Below are 16870 nucleotides of genomic sequence, written 5' to 3'. Positions count from 1 at the left end.
TTTAACAGAGGAGATGAAGGAAGAAGTGAACGTACCGAGTAATCCCATAACGCTCATGGCGAAAGTATACCGTGATGTGTTTCCGGTTGTACACCATGAGCTAGCGATGTGGAAAGAGCGTGCCTACCATATTCCGAATGACGAGCTTCATAGTCAGGCAATCGCAAGTATTGAGAATAAAACGTTTCATTGCGAGGGCGGTGGCATTTTAGCGCTGCTAGCAAATGAACATCGAGAGGAATGTATTCGTTTTATCGTAGCATATCAAACGATTAGCGACTATTTGGATAATTTATGTGATCGTAGTACATCACTTGATCCGAAAGACTTTGCGGCTCTTCATGAGTCGATGGTAATGGCATTAAGTCCTGAAGTTGAAGGAGGCGGTAATTATTATCGTTATCGTGATGATCAAGATGATGGTGGTTATTTAGATGAGCTCGTTGAAACGTGTCAGGATGTTTTAAAGAAAACGAAGCATTATGATAAAATTGCTCCAATTCTTCATGAGCTTGCTTGTTATTATTGTGATTTGCAAATTCATAAACATGTGAAGTTAGAAGAAAGAGAACCACGCTTAAAAACATGGTTTGAAGCACATAAAGAAAATTTACCGCCGATGAGCTGGTTTGAATTTTCGGCTTGTGCAGGATCAACCTTAGGAATCTTTTGTCTTGTGGCATATGCATTTCATGATGAATTACATGATGAGGATATTGAGAAAATTAGACAAGGATATTTTCCTTACGTACAAGGACTTCACATTTTACTTGATTATTTCATCGATCAAGAAGAAGATCGCATGGGCGGGGATTTGAATTTCTGTAGTTATTACGAAAACGAGCAAGCCATATTAGATCGTATGAAACATTTTGTAGAAGAAGCAGAGAAGAGCATTGGTGATTTGCCTCATGCGAAGTTTCATCGTCTCATAAGCCGAGGATTACTTGGTATTTATTTATCAGATCAAAAAGTATCAGCGCAAAAGAATATGCACAAAATGGCACGGCGCATTGTAAAATACGGAGGGCTCACTTCACGATTCTTCTACTGGAACGGGAAGATGTACCGAAAGAAAATGGCGCAGTGACGAAGAAAACCACTCATGTAGAGTGGTTTTTTTTATCCCGCATTAACGGGCAGTAAGACTCCCACCTCAAAATTCGGCGAATGCGAAGGAGTTAGGTGGGAGATCAACTGCCCGTAAAAGCCCGATTGGTTCAACTAATAATCAGTGGGGGGTGGACAAAACCCCCACTGATTAAAGTTTCACTTTATTATGATCGTATTTTTGAAAATACGTATATGAGAAGTTCGATTGTGAAGATAGCTAAAACAGATAGTCCGAATAAAGGCATTACAGTGCCTAGTATAACCATCATGATAAAGAAAACGAATATGCTTTTCTTATCTTTTTGTTTTGGTGGTGCTGCTAATTTGCCTTTCGGTTTTCTTGCTAACCACATTTTTATTCCGTAATAAATGAGAAGTAATAAAGATAATGTCGTTAGTAAGCATAATATTTTATTTGGCCATCCGAATAAATGTCCTTCGTGAAGCGGGATACCGTAAGTGAACCATCGTGCAAATAATCCATAATCACGATAGTCCGTTTTTGAAATAAGTTTTCCGCTATATTGATCAAAGTAAGCTGTTATCTCTTCATTTGGTGCCACGTGCATGCCCGTAATACCAGAACCACTTGATTTCGAAACAGTGAATACACCTTTCGGATCAGTCGGTAGTGAGATAACATATGGCTTCTTTATTTCAATCCCTTGTTGTAACTCATCAATTGAAATTATTTTTGGCTCACTTGAGTTAGATTCAGGAGGAGCTTCTTTTCTTGTTGCCCATGGCAACTCTTTTACCTTTGATTCAGGAGGTGCCATATACAATTTTGGATATCCGAGCGCTTCATTCGACGATGCAATTTTATAAATTTGGTTACCCATAAATCCAGACCACGGCAATCCAGTTGCGATTAACAGAACGAGAGGAATTGTAAATATAATACCGATAATAGAATGACATCGTTTTGCTTTTTCTCGCTTATTGGATGATGGTGTGTTTTTGAATTGGCGTATACTCATATACAACCCAGTTATAATCAAAAAGATTGTCCAGCACGCCGCAAGTTCTACAATATAATTGACGACAGTGCCACCAACTAAAAGAGAACTATGTAGTTCCCGCATTATATTGGCAAACGTTTCACTTGCGTTTTGATCTCCGACAATTTGATTATTGCTATCTAAATAAACGTATTTTTGCGTTCCTGTATATTCATTTGCGATTGTAAGTCTCGTATTATAATCCCCATTAAACTCACTAATTTTCGCCACACTATAATGTGGATATTTTTTCTCTGTTAATGAAATAGAATCAGACATCGAAATAGATTCTGTTTGGGCGCTCTTCCCAAAATATAAATCTTTATAGATGAAATCTTCAACTTCTTCCCGAAATAAATACCCAATTCCGCTCAGTGACAAAGTAATAAGAAGCGGCGTAATAAAAAGTCCAGCATAAAAATGCCAACGCCAAAAAATGTAATGAAGTGAACGATTTTGTTTCATACTTCAGTTCCCCTAACCTTCCCTATATGAATAAACTACTTATTTAATATAGCGAGATTAAGTGTGGATATTTTGAAAGAATTGTGAAAAATGTTAAAAGTTTTGGGGATTTTTATCAAACACAAAACACATTTCAAAAGGGATGTGTTCTATGTTTATGAAGACCTTTTTATATTTGATGCATACATCCTAACAACTGCTTTCGCAAGACATTGAGCGGAATCAACAAAGTCCTCACTCACCACCACATTCAAATCGGTACATGCGATAATAGCGGTATCTACTTCGTCTTTTAACTGTAAAACGAGCACACTCCATAATTTGCGAGCTTCCTCAATTTCTCCGCCTTTAATACAAGTAATAATTTGATTAATCATTTCTTGCCATTGTTCATTATGAATGTACTCTATATTACGTTTTATAATCCCGTCTTGGTAAATACCTGCTTGAACAGTCGCTTCTGTTGCGAGAAGAGCGACTCTTTTTGTATTTTCAGGAATTGCTTTTAACGTCTCATCGACTATATTCAAAATAGGAATGGTAATAGAACGCTTTAATTCCTCGAAATAAAGATGCGCCGTATTACATGGCATTGCGATGAAATCTACACCAGTACTTTCAAGTTTTTGTGCACCTTCAATAATCGCCTTTTTCATCGCTATATGATCAATAGGCCGATCTATGTAAAATGGTGTTGGACAAGAATAAATCATCATATGAGGAAAGTCCATATCATGCTTTGCTCCGTATATTGTTTGGCATTGTGCTACAACTGTATCGACGAATGGTCCAGTTGATTTTGGTCCCATTCCTGCTAGTATTCCGATCATTGTTTCGTCCCCTTTAATATGTAATTAAAAACGTTTTTTGCGAATGAGAAAAAGAAATAAAGTAAGTAATAAAAATGAATATACGATAGCCCAAGCTGTGAGCCATAGGGTGTGAGTAAGTATATTATATTTGTATTGCCCAAGCATTAAAAAGCTTTCGACAGGTGGTAAAAACCATAGTAGCTCTGTTTTAAAACGGATTGAAGCAATCGTCATAAGTAATATAAATGTAAGACTAAGCCAAGCGGTGCTTGCTTTTTGAATAATATTTCTAGTAAATAATGTTGCGATTGAAATTCCTAGTATAGAGAAAGACATGTGAGCGAGAAATCCGACTAGAAATAAAGAAGCTGTCATTTTTTCATTAAACATTTGCAAAATAATTGGATAGATTATGGATATAAAAGATAACACAGTACAAATGAGAAGAGCCGTAATATATTTACCAACGTATAATGCCGAAATATTATTTGTGTGTGAAATAGTGATTTGTTCTTGTACAGGGTCTTCAGTATGAAAAATTGTGATTGTAATCCAGGCAGATAATAAATAAAGTGCGAGTGCGGTTTCTAAATATGTCGGTACAATAGGAGTCGGTTTATATGTATATACAAAAAGCAAGCTTATACAGTACATCGCAATAGGAGGAATGTACTTATACGATTTTGTGTAATCGAGAAAATGGTAACGAATAAGCGCAAACATAATAAACCTTCTTTCGATTTAAAAATTAGGTTGTAGCAGTGTGATGGATGCCTTTTTATGTAATAAAAACTGAAGTATGTCGTTTGTATAATCTTTTTCGATTTGTAATTGAATGAGGTTTTGATTTGAATTGTGTGTAACATGTATAAATCCGGATTGTTGTTGTAGTTCTATTGCTGAAAATGTTTCGTGAACGATTGCCTCAATATAGACCTGTTCTGTTGATTTTTGCACAGAGGTATCTTCCGCAATTGTATGATTAGCTAACGTCACAATTCTATCGGCGAAGTGTTCTAGTAGTTGTTTTTCGTGACATGTGAAGAGTACAGATATACCTTGTTGTTTTAATGAAAGTAAAATATGCTCTAGTTCTTGCTGAGAGTTAGGGTCGAGCCCAGAAAGTGGTTCATCTAAAATTAATAAATGGACGTCCGTAAGTAATGCTTGCATAATACCTGTTTTTTGTTTCATACCTTTTGAAAAGTTTCGTACAACGGAATGCCTTGCGTGATGTAAGTGAAAAGATTCAAGGAGCACCGGAATTTTATTTCTTAAGTATTTTGTTGATAAACCATGAATGTGGCCGAGATGATATAAATAATCCTCTAATGTAAAACGAATCCCTTCAGGAAAATGCTCAGGTACATAACCGATTTGTATATGTTCTTTTCTTTGAAGTGTCCCTGCCGTAGGTGAAATAAAACCTGCAATTATTTTGAGCAAAGTGCTTTTTCCAGTTCCATTACCGCCAATAATAGCGAGTGCTTCTCCTTCTGGAATGGATAAATCGATGTTGTCTAGTATGAGTGATTTGCCGTACTTCTTTTGAATTCCTCTTAGTTTTACTAGCAAAGTTCTATCCTTCTTTCTTCAAATAGTGTATACATCCATTATATAGGAGAATAAGAAAAAGACGTGCAGTGAGTGCACGTCTTTTTTTGTTATGTTTTGTCGAAGAATCGATATATCGGCAAAATCGTTGATATATTATCGTTTCTCAATCGCCACAATAAATGGCGGGTTATTTTGCTGGTTAATGAAGCCGTATTGCAAAACGTGAGCTTGCTTTTGGTCTAGTTCTTCTGCAAATTTGAGAACAGCGTCACGTTCTACTTGTCCTTCTGGATGTCCGTGGTAAATGACAAGGACGATGATACCTTCAGGTGCCATTAGTTCTAGCAATTGTTCAATCGCCGAGATTGTTGAGTTCGGTTTTGTGACGATATGTTTGTCACCGCCAGGAAGGTAACCTAAGTTGAAGATTGCGCCTGTTACTTTTCCTTTTGCATCTTCTGGTAATACGGATACAAGTGTGTCGTGACTATCGTGAACTAAAACAGTACGTTCGAAAAGTTCTTTTTCTTTTAGTCGGATAGTAGAGCTTTCGATCGCTTCTTTTTGAATATCGAATCCAAATACTTTTCCGTTATCTCCAACGATTTCAGCTAGGAAGCAAGTGTCATGTCCATTGCCAAGTGTTGCATCTACTGCGTAATCGCCTTCTTTAACAGCCGTTTGCAGTAGCATGCGAGCAAACGGTAATACACGTTCTAATTTCATTTTTGTTTCTCCTCATTTGCATATTTTCCTTGCCAGCTTCCGCGGCGTACAAATTCTGCATCGATGGAATTTAATACTTCCCATTTATTTAAGCTCCACATTGGGCCGATCATTAAATCAGGTGGACCGTCACCTGTGATGCGGTGCACAATTACGTCTTCTGGAATAATTTCAAGTTGGTCGACAACGAGACTTACGTAATCTTCAAGAGATAAGAATTCTAGTTGTCCTTTTTCATATTGCTTCACCATTGGCGTTCCTTTTAACAAATGAAGTAAATGAATTTTAATTCCTTGTATGTCAAGCTTTGCAACTTCACGAGTTGTTTCCATCATCATGTCGTAATCTTCAAGGGGAAGACCGTTAATAATATGCGAGCAAACTCTAATACCGTGCTTACGTAATTTATTTACGCCTTCCACATAAGATGGATAATCGTGAGCACGATTAATAAGATTTGCAGTTCGTTCATGAACAGTTTGAAGTCCGAGTTCAACCCAAAGATACGTGCGTTTATTTAAGTCCGCTAAATATTCAACAACATCATCCGGTAAGCAATCTGGACGAGTCGCAATAGAAAGACCGACAACGTCTTTTTCTGTTAGAAGCGGTTCGAATTTTTCTTTTAACACTTCAAGTGGAGCATGTGTATTTGTATAGGCCTGGAAATAAGCGATACATTTTCCGTCTTTCCACTTTGCGTGCATTTTTTCTTTCATTTCATGATATTGCGTTATTACATCATCGCGGCGATCACCTGCAAAGTCACCAGATCCAGCGGCACTACAAAATGTGCAGCCTCCGTAAGCGACTGTGCCGTCACGGTTTGGGCAATCAAAGCCGGCGTCTAATGAAACTTTAAAGATTTTTTCACCAAATTCATTTCGTAAGTGGTAATTCCATGTATGATAACGTTTATTGTCATTTGTATATGGAAAAGGGTTTTGAACCTTCATTATTTTCCCTCCTAAGACGAGTCAAAATGAAACAAAATCCATTATAACATACTCATAAGGTTCATATGGAAGGGACACACTAAAGGAGAATTGAAGCAAGGAGGGACAAGTATGGCAGAGCGTCAATCACTTGAATCGTATATTACACAAGCGGAAGAAGCGGTGGAATATGCGAAAGAACAATTAGACCAAGGCATGAGACAAGAGCATTACAATAAGATGGAGTATTCAGATGCGCAGTTGCAATTAGAACAAGCATATAACGACTTACAAACGATGCAGCAACATGCGAATGATGAGCAACGTGAGCAGTTAAATAGAGCACGTATGGCAATTCGCCAATTGCAACATCAAATGATTATTACGCCGCACTAATAAAGGAGTGAATGTAATGGCGAAACGTTCAGATCAAAATAATCCAGAGCAAAAAACGCAAAATGGACATAACGCTGAATTTTCAAATGAACTTGATCCAGTTGTTCAAGTGAAACAGCGTAACAGTAAAAAAGGACAACCTCAAAGATCGAAGCAATCAGAGTAAACCAGGTCGAAATACGACCTGGTTTTATTTTATTACAAAAGTGTAAGGTAATTGTAATGTTAACAAATAGCAGTTTACTTCCAAAAGGAGCAAAATAGGTAATGGAAAAACAAACGTAGGAGGATATATATGACGAAACCAGTTGTAGACGTGAAAAACGTTCAAAAAGTGTACGGTAAAAAAGGTGAGAACCAATCACACGCATTAAAAGGTGTTTCATTCTCAATTCAAGAGGGTGAATTTGTTGGGATTATGGGACCTTCTGGTTCTGGTAAAACGACATTATTAAATGTAATTTCAACACTAGATAAAGCAACAGGCGGCGTTGTGGAAATAGCAGGTACGGACATTACGAAAATGAAACAAGGTGAGCTTTCTGATTTCCGTTCACAAAAATTGGGGTTCATCTTCCAAGATTTTAACTTATTAGAGAACTTATCTATTTATGAAAACATTGCACTTCCACTCTCACTTCAAGGTGTTTCATCACGTAATATTGGACCGAAAGTAGAAAAAGTAGCAGATATGTTAGGGATTTCAGCAATCCTTCAAAAGTATCCAACTGAAGTATCTGGTGGACAAAAGCAGCGTTCAGCAGCAGCGCGTGCACTAGTGCATGAGCCGGCAATTATTTTAGGGGACGAGCCAACAGGAGCTCTTGATTCTAAAAATGCAGCGAGTTTACTTGATGCGATGACAAACTTAAATGAAGAACAAGGCGTATCGATTATGATGGTTACGCATGATCCATATAGTGCAAGTTACTGTCAGCGTATTTTATTCATTCAAGACGGTGAGCTATATAAAGAAATTCACCGCGGTGGTACGCGTGAAGAGTTCTATAAAGAAATTTTAGATGTACTTGCAGATTTAGGTACACAAAAAGCGTAAGGAAGGAGGATTAAGTATGTTATTCAAACTTTCCATGTCAGGGCTAAAAAGTAAGTTGAAAGATTATATTGTCTTACTTATCGGGCTTGTCATGTCGATTTCAATTTTTTATATGTTTCAAACATTAGCGCTGAATAAAGCGTTTCTTGAATCCAATTCTGTAATTAAGTCTATTGGATTCGTATTCCAAGCAGGTTCATTTTTACTAGCTATTATAACGTTCTTCTATATTTTATATGCGAACTCTTTCTTATTATCTCTTCGTCAAAAAGAGTTTGGTATGTACATGATGTTAGGAGCGAAAAAACATAAAGTTACATTACTTATGTTTATTGAAACAATCGTATTAGGCGCTGCGTCTCTTGCAATTGGAATTACAGTTGGTGTAGGACTTGCAGAAGGTATCGGTCAATTACTAATGAAACAATTGGAATTTGCTGGTGAAGGGTATAAAGCATTTTATATTCCATCTATGACTGTTACTTGCATCTTCTTCTTTGCACTATTTGTATTATCAGCAATTATGAATAGTATTAAATTGTCTCGTATTTCTGTATTACAACTTGTACATGCAGATGCACAAACAGAACGTGTTGCGGTAAAAGGAAAAATGACAGGTTTAGTTGCATTCCTTGCGGTTATTTTATTAGGAATTGGCTATGCATCAATGATTTATATGGAAAAACTAAGAGAAATGGGAATCCTAATTGCATTAATTACAACAACAGCCGGTACTTACATGCTATTTGGATCACTTCTCCCGGTCATTATTAAAAAGTTAAAGAGTAATAAAAAACGTAGTGAAAAAGGGCTTAACGCTTTTACTTTTGCACAATTAAATTTCCGTATTAATAGTTTAACAAAGGTGCTTGCTACGGTAGCGATGTTAGTTGCTCTTGGAGCTGGTGCAATTTCAGGTGGTATGGCGTTTAAAAATAACGTTATAAAAATGGTAGATGGTTTAGTAATATATGATTCAGTAGTTCATAACCCAACAGCTGAAGAAAAGAAAATTTTGGACGGTATTACATTTAAAGAGAAAAGTGAATATCGTTACAAATTGGATGATAAATACGTTTATTATGTAAAAGAAGATTTAGAGAAAAATCGTCCTTTAGTAAGAGATATGGCAAATATGGAGTCGATGAAGGATTTAGTGAATACGAAAAAAGTTTCAGAGGAACTACCAGTAGGTGCAGTTTCTAGAGAAATGAATGAAAAAGATGCGAACGCTAAAGAACTTTCAGTAGAATGGGTAGATGCTTTTAGTACAATCCATCCATATTATATATACGAAGATCATGCAATTAAGATTGTAGATCAAAAAACGTACGATGGGATAAATGGTAAAGAAGGTATAGCATTTATCGGAAAAACAGATGACTTTTTAACATATACAAAAGAATGGAAAAAACTTGACGAGTTGCAGCTAGATAAATATAAAAATGTAACAGCTGAAAGAATGAACAGCAAATATCAATCTTACGATATGTTCTATGGTGTTGCGAGTGGAACAGTATTTATGGGCTTCTTCCTTGGAATTGCTTTCTTGGCGATGATGGCAAGTTGCTTAATGTTTAAAATTCTTTCTGGTGCATCAAAAGATATTACACGCTATCAAATGCTTCGTAAAATCGGTGTGCGCCGTGAATTATTAACAAAATCAATTTATAAAGAGTTATTCTTAGTATTCTTATTCCCGGCAATTGTGGGTATCGCCCACGTATTAGTTGGTATGAATATTTTCGGATTTATTTTAGTCGATCCGTACTTCCGTATTTGGATACCAATTGTAATTTTCGTAGTCATTTATGCGATTTACTACTTCATTACAGTTCAATTGTATAAAGGAATTGTTCTTCCGAAAGAAGATTAATAACGAAAAATATCGAGCAGAGGGTGCTTGGTATTTTTTGTTATTTTCAGAAAAAATAACAAAATCATTGATATGTTACTTAATTGTAGTATACAATATAATTAAGTAACATAAACTAAATGCATAAAGTAGCGGAAAAGAAAGGAGGAATCCAACTTGCAGAAAGAAGATGGGTCTTTATTTGAAGTTATAGGCATAGCGCTAAGGTCAAAAGAAGTTTTACTATTTTCATCTTTATCCCTCGTTATTTTTCTAACCGCAACGTATTTTTACAATAGTAAGTTTCCAAATCATAAATATCCAGAATTTTTAGGTGTATTAAAGTATATCGCTCCAATTGTATAGTGTAAAAAAAATTAAAAGGTAATGGATAATACATGGAAATCTCATAGCATGATAAGGTAAAATGGACAGGATAATGAGAAAATTACCGTTCATAAGATGAGGAGAATACATGTATGGAAGTTGTAGAGGCATTAAAGAATATAGAGCACATTCAGGCTATGAAAGAATATTTAAAAGAACACTCGCAGCGAGATTATCTTTTATTTGTTATTGGGATTAACACTGGATTAAAAATTACAGAACTACTGAGTATTAAATTTGAAGATGTATTAAATGAAGATGGAACTGTTAAAGAGTTTTATTCTCTTCCTGTGAAAGATGAAAAGTTTAAACAAGATATTTATTTAAATACAAAAGTAAAAGAGGCGCTTTTAGCGTACGTACAATCTTTTGATATTCAAAGAGAAAACTACGTATTTCAATCTAATAAAACAACAAATTCAATCTCACGCCAACAAGCGTATCGTGTTATCCATAGTGCAGCTGAAGCGGTCGGAATACTTGGTAAGATTGGAACGAACTCAATGAGAAAAACATTTGGATTTCATGCATATAAAAGAGGCATAGCAATCGCACTGTTGCAAAAACATTTTCATCACGCGACTCCGTCAGAAACGTTAAAGTATTTAGGGATATCAAAAGATGAAAAGTTTAAAACAGAGATTGATGTAGATTTGTAAAAGGGAAGAGCCGTAACTAAAAAATTTTAGGAGGCGGGAATATGAATATTAGAGAGAGTGAACTACCGGGCATTGGATGTAAATTTGAAGTGATAACAAAGGGTAATGAAAAAATGGTTATTGTTATTCACGATGATGGACGAAGGGAAATGTATCATTTCGATGCGGATCATGATGAGAGTATTTCAAGCATTTCTCTTCGCGATTCTGAGGCGAGACAAATTGCGGCTATATTAGGCGGGATGGTATATAGACCACAAGCTTTAGACACGATTGAGATGGCTTTTGAAGGATTATCAATTGAATGGTTTAAAGTAGAAAATAACGCACCAGTGGTACAAAAAACAATTGGTAGCTTACACGTTCGAAAAACATATAACGTAACAATCATTGCTATTTTGAAAAAGAATATGAAGAAATTCTTTAATCCAGGCCCAGATTCTATCATTGAAGCTGGCGATATGCTCGTATTATCGGGCGAAAGACATGAAGTGAAAAAAATTATTAATGAGTTACTTTCAGCAGGAGGTGACTCGTAATCGATGGATACTTTAATTTTTGAAGTTGGAACTGCGTTAGTATTAGTAGCTTTTGCAGCTAACCTCGCTGCAAAGTTAAAGTTTTCGATTATTCCGTTTCTCATTATACTCGGTATGCTAGTGGGGCCTCATGCCCCAGATTTAGGACTTATCGATTTAAGGTTTATTGAAAGCGGAGAAGTTATTTCCTTCCTCGGCCGTGTTGGCGTCATATTCCTCCTATTCTACTTAGGTTTAGAATTCTCAATAAAAAAATTAATTAAATCAGGAAAGTCGATTGCTTTTGGGGGTAGTGTTCATATATCGCTTAATTTCATATTAGGTTTACTTTATGGATATATAATGGGCTTCCCCTTACTCGAAACATTAATTATTGCGGGAATCATTACAATCTCATCGAGTGCAATTGTAGCGAAAGTAATCGTTGATTTAAGAAGAACTGGTAATAAAGAGACAGAACTAATTTTAGGAATCATTATGTTTGATGACATCTTTTTAGCTGTATATTTATCAGTCGTTTCAGGATTAGTACTCGGAGGTGCAACGTCATTTGTAGGTGCTCTTACATCCGTGTTAATCGCAGTAGGATATATGTTACTATTCTTTGTAATTGCTAGAAAAGCTACGCCGTTTCTAAATAAAGTATTAGATATTTCGTCAAACGAAATTTTTATTATCGTAATATTCGCTATTTTATTCTTTGTAGCAGGATTTTCAGAAACAATTCATGTTGCGGAAGCGATTGGGGCTTTATTGTTAGGACTCGTCTTTTCAGAAACAGAGCATAGTGATCGAATTGAGCATCTCGTCGTCCCGTTTCGTGATTTCTTTGGGGCTATATTTTTCTTCAGCTTCGGTTTAAGTATAGATCCGTTTTCGCTTGGAGGAGCAGTATGGTTGGCATTAGGAGCAGTTTTCATTACTCTCATCGGTAATTTTACAGCTGGAATGATTGCAGGGCGTAAAGCCGGGTTATCGCATAAGGCTTCTACGAATATCGGTTTAACACTTATATCACGTGGGGAATTCTCCATTATTGTCGCGAATCTCGGAATAGCGGGTGGCTTAATGGCAACGATTAAACCATTCTCAGCTTTATATGTTTTAATATTGGCGTCGTTAGGGCCGTTATTAACGAAGGAGTCTGGGAGAATATACTCTCTACTAGACAAAATATTTAAATGGAGTGCTAAAGAAAGTGCAAAACGTAAAAAGGAAGTTGGATAACCTTTCGCGAGGGAACGATTCCATTATTTATAGATTGATATTTTACAAAGACGATTAGAATACATTCTAATCGTCTTTGTGCTATTATCTGAATTTCATCAACTATTAATCAGTTGCCTTCCTATTTAAAAACGACTACAATTTTACTGTTATATATATGAACGAAAAAAAGAGAATAGGAGGGGAGACTATGCCAAGGAAAGTATGGCTATTAGTAGCTGGGATGATTATTAATGTCACGGGTGCTTCTTTTTTATGGCCTTTTAATACAATTTACTTACATGATAGTTTAGGGAAATCTTTATCAGTAGCCGGAATGGTATTAATGATCAACTCGCTTACTGGTGTAATCGGAAACTTGCTCGGCGGTGTTTTATTTGATAAATGGGGCGGTTATAAATCAATTTTAGTAGGGATTGTCATTACACTTGTATCGATTTTAGGTCTTGTATTTTTCCATGGTTGGCCGTTATATGTTGTGTGGCTAGCATTAATTGGATTCGGTTCTGGAATGGTGTTTCCATCGATGTATGCGATGGTTGGTACGGTTTGGCCAGAAGGCGGGAGACGAGCGTTCAATGCAATGTATGTTGGACAAAATGTTGGTATTGCTATTGGAACAGCGTGCGGTGGATTAGTTGCGTCTTATCGTTTTGATTATATTTTCTTAGCGAACTTTATTTTATACTTTATTTTCTTCTTAATTGCGTTTATTGGATTTCGTGGTATGGAAGCAAAAAAAGAGCAAGAGGTACAAAAAGAAGCCGAAACGAAAAAAGGTTGGTCACTTACACCTGGCTTCAAAGCGCTTCTAATCGTATGTGTAGCATATGCTTTATGCTGGGTTACATACGTACAGTGGCAAGGGGCAATTGCGACGTATATGCAAGAGTTAAATATTAGCCTTCGTCACTACAGTTTATTATGGACGATAAACGGGGCGATGATTGTTTGTGCGCAGCCGCTCGTTAGTATGCTGATTCGCTGGATGAAGCGTTCTTTAAAACAGCAAATTATGATTGGAATTATCATTTTTGCGGCGTCGTTTATTGTTTTAAGTCAAGCGCAGCAATTTACGATGTTCCTCGTTGCGATGGTGACATTGACAATTGGTGAATTATTCGTATGGCCGGCAATTCCAACCATTGCAAATATACTTGCGCCGAAAGATAAGCTAGGATTTTATCAAGGTGTTGTAAATAGCGCAGCGACTGTAGGGAAAATGTTCGGACCGGTCGTTGGCGGAGCGATTGTTGACTTATACAATATGGAAGTATTGTTTATTGCGATCATGGTAATGCTTGTAGTAGCGCTTATAGCAACGAGTATTTATGATAGACGAGTAAAAGTAGAAGAAACAGTTGAAGAAAAAATTGCAGTTTAGTTTGACGGAACATGTAACATGTTTTAGAATATATTTAATTAACTCATATTTGTAATAACAGTGAGAAGGAGTAGTAGTAATAGAAGCTGGTTTAGAGAGTTGACGGTCGGTGCAAGTCAATCCACGTTTCGTTATGAACTCGCCTTTGAGTTGCAGTTGTGAAATCATTAGTAGCAATTGCCGTTAATCCACGTTACGGATCTAAGCGAATGTATTTATTACATTAATTTAGGGTGGTACCGCGGGAATCTATAACCTCTCGTCCCTTTCTAGGGATGAGAGGTTTTTTGTATTTTGGGCGGTGAAAATAAATGGAATTTCAAGGAGGGTATCTCATGAGCTTTAATCATCAAAAAATTGAGAAGAAGTGGCAAGGTCATTGGGAAGAGAATAAAACATTCCGTACGCCAGATGAGACGGAAAAACCAAAATTTTATGCACTAGATATGTTCCCATATCCATCAGGTGCAGGCTTACACGTAGGGCATCCAGAAGGATATACAGCGACAGATATTTTATCTCGTATGAAGCGTATGCAAGGGTATAACGTTCTTCATCCAATGGGATGGGATGCATTCGGTCTTCCAGCAGAGCAATATGCACTTGATACTGGAAATAGCCCGGCAGAATTTACAGAGCTTAATATTAATACGTTCCGTAATCAAATTAAAGCATTAGGTTTCTCTTACGATTGGGATCGTGAAGTAAATACAACAGATCCAACCTACTACAAGTGGACACAATGGATCTTCCTAAAACTATTTGAAAAAGGTTTAGCTTACGTTGATGAAGTACCTGTAAACTGGTGCCCAGCACTTGGTACAGTACTTGCGAATGAAGAAATAATTGACGGTAAGAGTGAGCGTGGTGGACATCCAGTTGAGCGTCGTCCGATGAGACAGTGGATGTTAAAAATTACAGCTTACGGAGATCGTCTATTAGAAGATCTAGATGATCTTGATTGGCCAGAAAGCTTAAAAGATATGCAGCGTAACTGGATCGGTCGTTCTGAAGGTGCAGAAGTACACTTCAACATCGATGGTACAGATGAGAAGTTCACAGTTTTCACAACGCGTCCTGATACACTATTTGGTGCAAGCTACTGTGTACTTGCTCCGGAACATGCACTTGTTGCTGACATTACAACACTAGAGCAAAAAGAAGCTGTAGAAGCTTACATTAATTCTGTAAAAATGAAGAGCGACCTAGAACGTACAGAACTTGCGAAAGAGAAAACTGGTGTATTCACTGGTGCTTACGCAGTTAACCCAGTAAATGGTGAGAAATTACCAATCTGGATCGCTGACTATGTTCTTGCAACTTACGGAACAGGTGCTGTAATGGCAGTTCCAGCTCACGATGAGCGTGACTATGAATTCGCATCAACGTTCAATCTTCCAATGAAGGAAGTTGTAAAAGGCGGAGACATTTCGAAAGAAGCATATACAGGCGATGGTGCGCACGTAAACTCAGCATTCCTTGATGGTTTAAATAAAGAAGAAGCAATCGTAAAAATGATTGAGTGGCTTGAAGTAACAAGCGCAGGAAATCAAAAAGTAACGTACCGTCTACGTGATTGGTTATTTAGCCGTCAACGTTACTGGGGTGAGCCAATTCCAGTAATCCATTGGGAAGATGGTACAATGACAGCTGTGAAAGAAGAAGAATTACCATTAGTTCTTCCGAAAACAGAGAACATTCGTCCTTCAGGTACAGGTGAGTCACCACTTGCAAACATTGAAGAGTGGGTAAATGTTGTTGATCCTGAAACTGGTAAAAAAGGTCGTCGTGAAACAAATACAATGCCACAATGGGCTGGTAGCTGCTGGTACTACTTACGCTATATCGATCCAAACAACAGCGAAGCACTTGTAGATCCTGAAAAAGTAAAACAATGGCTTCCAGTTGATATTTATATCGGCGGAGCAGAGCACGCTGTACTTCACTTACTATATGCTCGTTTCTGGCATAAAGTATTATATGATATCGGTGTAGTTCCAACGAAAGAACCGTTCCAACAATTATTCAACCAAGGTATGATCTTAGGTGAAAACAACGAGAAAATGAGTAAATCAAAAGGTAACGTTGTAAATCCTGATGATATTGTAGCAAGCCACGGTGCAGATACACTTCGTCTATACGAAATGTTCATGGGACCATTAGATGCTTCAATCGCTTGGTCTGAAAATGGTCTTGACGGAGCTCGTCGTTTCCTAGACCGCGTATGGCGCCTATTCATTCAAGATAACGGTGAATTAAGTGAGAAAATTACTGATGCACCAAACAAAGAGCTTGAAAAAGCTTACCACCAAACAGTGAAGAAAGTAACAGAAGACTATGCAGAGCTTCGCTTCAACACAGCGATTTCTCAAATGATGGTATTCATCAACGATGCATACAAAGCTGAAACACTTCCGAAAGAATATGTAGAAGGTTTCGTAAAAATGATTGCACCAGTTGCACCTCACATCGGGGAAGAACTTTGGAGCAAGCTTGGATACAATGAAACAATCACATATGCAAGCTGGCCAACATTTGATGAGTCTAAACTTGTAGAAGATGAAGTTGAAATCGTTGTTCAAATTATGGGCAAAGTTCGCGCAAAACTAACAATGAGTAAAGACGCATCAAAAGAAGAAATGGAACAACTTGCACTTGAAGCAATTAAAGAACAAATCGAAGGAAAAGCAGTTCGTAAAGTAATTGTCGTTCCTGGAAAACTTGTTAACGTTGTTGCAAACTAATTAATTATTAATA

At 36.9% G+C, this 16870-nt stretch carries 17 protein-coding genes and 1 other annotated feature; of the genes, 11 read left to right on the top strand and 6 right to left on the bottom strand.

The genetic code is table 11. The annotated features are described in order from the left end of the window. Positions 1-25 precede the first annotated feature (25 nt). Positions 26-1090 carry a tetraprenyl-beta-curcumene synthase family protein gene (locus tag MHB76_RS22615; RefSeq protein WP_016106418.1) on the top strand — a complete coding sequence of 355 codons (1065 nt, stop codon included), beginning with the start codon at positions 26-28 and terminating at the stop codon, positions 1088-1090. Between the two features lie 187 nt (positions 1091-1277). Here the strand turns inward: MHB76_RS22615 and MHB76_RS22610 are convergent, their stop codons facing one another. The 6 genes from MHB76_RS22610 to MHB76_RS22585 form a co-directional block, all read right to left on the bottom strand. Then, a complete protein-coding gene (locus MHB76_RS22610; protein ID WP_078173941.1) occupies positions 1278-2579 on the bottom strand; it encodes a PepSY-associated TM helix domain-containing protein in 1302 nt (433 codons plus the stop codon). Positions 2580-2734: 155 nt separating this feature from the next. After that, on the bottom strand, positions 2735-3409 hold the full coding sequence (locus tag MHB76_RS22605) for an aspartate/glutamate racemase family protein (RefSeq protein WP_016106416.1): 675 nt from the start codon (positions 3407-3409) through the stop codon (positions 2735-2737). Positions 3410-3433: 24 nt separating this feature from the next. Further along, entirely contained in the window at positions 3434-4114 is a 681-nt protein-coding gene (locus tag MHB76_RS22600; protein ID WP_002160153.1) for a hypothetical protein, read from the bottom strand. Between the two features lie 18 nt (positions 4115-4132). Then, the gene (locus MHB76_RS22595) at positions 4133-4966 is read right to left on the bottom strand and encodes an ABC transporter ATP-binding protein (protein ID WP_204208849.1); all 834 of its coding nucleotides are present in this window, start codon (positions 4964-4966) and stop codon (positions 4133-4135) included. A 135-nt stretch (positions 4967-5101) separates the two neighbouring features. Next, positions 5102-5674, bottom strand: a complete 573-nt coding sequence (locus tag MHB76_RS22590) for a class I SAM-dependent methyltransferase (RefSeq protein WP_016106413.1) — start codon at positions 5672-5674, stop codon at positions 5102-5104. After that, positions 5671-6630 (bottom strand): TIGR01212 family radical SAM protein, encoded by a 960-nt coding sequence (locus MHB76_RS22585; protein WP_016106412.1) that lies wholly within the window; start codon positions 6628-6630, stop codon positions 5671-5673. The genes MHB76_RS22590 and MHB76_RS22585 overlap by 4 nt, the downstream gene beginning before the upstream one ends. A 111-nt stretch (positions 6631-6741) precedes the next feature. Between MHB76_RS22585 and MHB76_RS22580 the strand changes: the two genes are divergently transcribed. The 10 genes from MHB76_RS22580 to leuS all read left to right on the top strand — a co-directional run bounded on the left by MHB76_RS22580 (position 6742) and on the right by leuS (position 16857). Then, complete coding sequence (locus tag MHB76_RS22580; protein WP_340987721.1) at positions 6742-7005, top strand: YtzC family protein; 264 nt, start codon at positions 6742-6744, stop codon at positions 7003-7005. A gap of 16 nt (positions 7006-7021) precedes the next feature. Next, entirely contained in the window at positions 7022-7171 is a 150-nt protein-coding gene (locus tag MHB76_RS22575; RefSeq protein WP_001129345.1) for a hypothetical protein, read from the top strand. Between the two features lie 129 nt (positions 7172-7300). After that, the gene (locus MHB76_RS22570) at positions 7301-8062 is read left to right on the top strand and encodes an ABC transporter ATP-binding protein (RefSeq protein ID WP_002112390.1); all 762 of its coding nucleotides are present in this window, start codon (positions 7301-7303) and stop codon (positions 8060-8062) included. A 16-nt stretch (positions 8063-8078) separates the two neighbouring features. Then, on the top strand, positions 8079-9938 hold the full coding sequence (locus MHB76_RS22565) for an ABC transporter permease (RefSeq protein ID WP_340987719.1): 1860 nt from the start codon (positions 8079-8081) through the stop codon (positions 9936-9938). 156 nt (positions 9939-10094) lie between these two features. Continuing rightward, on the top strand, positions 10095-10283 hold the full coding sequence (locus tag MHB76_RS22560) for a hypothetical protein (protein WP_002123196.1): 189 nt from the start codon (positions 10095-10097) through the stop codon (positions 10281-10283). 113 nt (positions 10284-10396) lie between these two features. Further along, positions 10397-10963: a tyrosine-type recombinase/integrase gene (locus MHB76_RS22555; protein WP_002160158.1), complete on the top strand. Its 567-nt coding sequence runs from the start codon at positions 10397-10399 to the stop codon at positions 10961-10963. Between the two features lie 41 nt (positions 10964-11004). Further along, the gene (locus MHB76_RS22550; RefSeq protein WP_070129085.1) at positions 11005-11502 is read left to right on the top strand and encodes a cation:proton antiporter regulatory subunit; all 498 of its coding nucleotides are present in this window, start codon (positions 11005-11007) and stop codon (positions 11500-11502) included. Positions 11503-11505: 3 nt separating this feature from the next. After that, a complete protein-coding gene (locus MHB76_RS22545; RefSeq protein ID WP_340987715.1) occupies positions 11506-12729 on the top strand; it encodes a cation:proton antiporter in 1224 nt (407 codons plus the stop codon). Between the two features lie 190 nt (positions 12730-12919). Then, positions 12920-14113, top strand: coding sequence for an MDR family MFS transporter (locus MHB76_RS22540; protein WP_016106406.1), 1194 nt, complete (start codon positions 12920-12922; stop codon positions 14111-14113). 51 nt (positions 14114-14164) lie between these two features. Then, positions 14165-14383: a binding site (T-box leader), on the top strand. A 65-nt stretch (positions 14384-14448) separates the two neighbouring features. Further along, positions 14449-16857 carry a leucine--tRNA ligase gene (gene leuS, locus MHB76_RS22535; protein WP_078173950.1) on the top strand — a complete coding sequence of 803 codons (2409 nt, stop codon included), beginning with the start codon at positions 14449-14451 and terminating at the stop codon, positions 16855-16857. The last annotated feature ends 13 nt before the right edge of the window (positions 16858-16870 follow it).

Source organism: Bacillus sp. FSL M7-1345, from assembly GCF_038006985.1.
Classification (GTDB): domain Bacteria; phylum Bacillota; class Bacilli; order Bacillales; family Bacillaceae_G; genus Bacillus_A; species Bacillus_A cereus_U.
Note: the sequence above shows the minus strand (reverse complement) of the source record. Positions and strands in the feature narration are given on the sequence as shown.